The sequence below is a fragment of the Streptomyces sp. ActVer genome (genome assembly GCF_027270795.1).
In the GTDB taxonomy this organism is placed as follows: Bacteria; Actinomycetota; Actinomycetes; order Streptomycetales; family Streptomycetaceae; genus Streptomyces; species Streptomyces umbrinus_A.
The window spans coordinates 1-1,794 of sequence record NZ_JAPWHT010000846.1; the positions used below are offsets into that span (position 1 = coordinate 1).

Annotated in this window: 1 protein-coding gene and 1 pseudogene; one reads left to right on the top strand and one right to left on the bottom strand. The window is 73.8% G+C overall.

All coding sequences use genetic code 11. The features are described 5' to 3' along the window. Positions 1 to 45: 45 nt before the first annotated feature. The gene (locus O3Q52_RS52725) at positions 46 to 726 is read right to left on the bottom strand and encodes a type VII secretion system-associated protein (RefSeq protein WP_269655491.1); all 681 of its coding nucleotides are present in this window, start codon (positions 724 to 726) and stop codon (positions 46 to 48) included. A 665-nt stretch (positions 727 to 1,391) separates the two neighbouring features. Here O3Q52_RS52725 and O3Q52_RS52730 point away from each other — a divergent pair. After that, a pseudogene (locus tag O3Q52_RS52730) lies at positions 1,392 to 1,794 on the top strand (hypothetical protein); the annotation flags it as partial.

The window sequence follows — 1,794 nt, forward strand, 5'->3', positions numbered from 1 at the left end:
CGTCGCCGGCGCCTGACCGTCGGGAGCCGCGCCGAGGGCTGATCATTACCTTCGGTAACGGCCGTCACCCCTGTCGGTGCGGGGCGCGGCCTCGGGTCCGGTGGGGTCCGCCGCATCGGAAGGAACGCCGGTGCCCTCCGCCGTAGTGGCGGTCGGGGTGTCCGCCGAAGGCGCCTTGTCGTCGTCGGGTGCCCGTTCGGAACCGAGGAGACTGTCCGCCGGTACGAGCAGGGGCGCCGCGGCTCCGGCGTTGACCATCAGCAGCGTGCCCGAACCGCTCAGCGATCGGGCCAGCGCCCGCGCCGGAAGCGTGCCATGGCGAAGTGCCGGGGACATGAACTCGTGTGCCGCGGAGGTGAACAACAGCACCACGGGCGCCCCGTCCTGCCCGGTCGCCGTGAGCGGCCCGCCGTTCGGCGCGCGCACCACGGTGACCTCGGCCTCGGCGAGCGCCGCGAGTGCCTCGTCCGCCGATCCGTAGCCGGTGGCGGCCCGCTGGGCCGCGGCGTCCACGGGGTCGGTGGGCTCCGGCCAGCCGAGGACCTGGGCCGAGGGCCGGTAGGCCGGGTTGGCGCGGTAGTCCCCCACGCCCCCGGTCTCGTCCGTTTGCCATTCGCCGAGCACCGCCCACTCCGGCGGGGTCCGCTCGTCGGTCCACTCCGGGTCGACGACGCCGATCCAGTGCCCCGGAGCACGGCGGGCGGCGGCCCGTACGGCCTCGGGTATCTCAGGTGTGTCGGTCGTCCCGGAGGTGCCGACGGCCTCGGTGCCGTCCGTCGCGTCGGTCGTGTCGCGGGCGTCCGCGGCAAGTGACTCGGGGGCGGTGATCGGGCCGGAGCCGTCGGGCACCGCGAACAAGGCGCCATGCCTGCCCTCTTGCCGTTCTCCGGGCCGCATCTTCACCTGAACTCTTCGGTCCGTACGAATTCTTCCGTGCCGCACACCAGGGGCACACGCCGACATTGATCAGATCGGGAAGGCAACAGGATGCCACACGCGCCCCACCCGTGGGGGCCCGGGGCCGATCCGTATCGGCCTCCGGCGTGCCCGTTTGCTGCCCGGATGAAGAACTTTCCGGGACCAGTGAGGCGTGGCCGGACAAAGCGCTGGGGTGGTTGGGACTATGGGTGCTGCTGTCGCCGTTGTGACGGGCTAAGTTGGGCATGCCATCGGACCCATCGACGTGCAAGTGCCTTCCGCCCGGACGTCCAAGCCAGCGCCGTACGGGAAGACCTCGCGGTCCGGAGGGCATCGGATCGGTCTGCGGTCGCCGCCGCGGCGGGCCACGCGGTACGCGGCGACCAGGACCGGCCGGCCCGCCTCGATGCGGCACTTGACCCAACGCCCGCCGAGCCGGTCGGCGTTGGACCGGGCCACCACCGTGCGGGTCCGTGCCCACCACCGTCAACTCCGCCACCAAGGAGGAGTACCGCATGTCCCCCCAGCACCCCACGCCCGGCGCGAACGCGAACGCAGAAGCGGAGGCGGAGGCGGCCGCCCACGAGGCGAAGCCCGAGTCCCCCGCCGCGTCCTCGGCACCGGACGAGCCCACGTCCCCGACACCGGACGAGCAGGCGCCGAGCCCGACGGCGGCCTCCGGGACGAAGCCCGCCGCGTCGCCCGCAGCCCCTGAGGCGAACACCACCGCTACGCCCGCCACTTCCGAGACAACCACCCCCGCCTCGCCTGCGGCCTCCGAGGCGAACACCACTGCCTCATCCGCGGCCGCCGAGACCAAGCCCGCCGCCCCGGCCGCGACCGCCGAGGCGGAGAGCGCGAACGGCACGCCGGCCG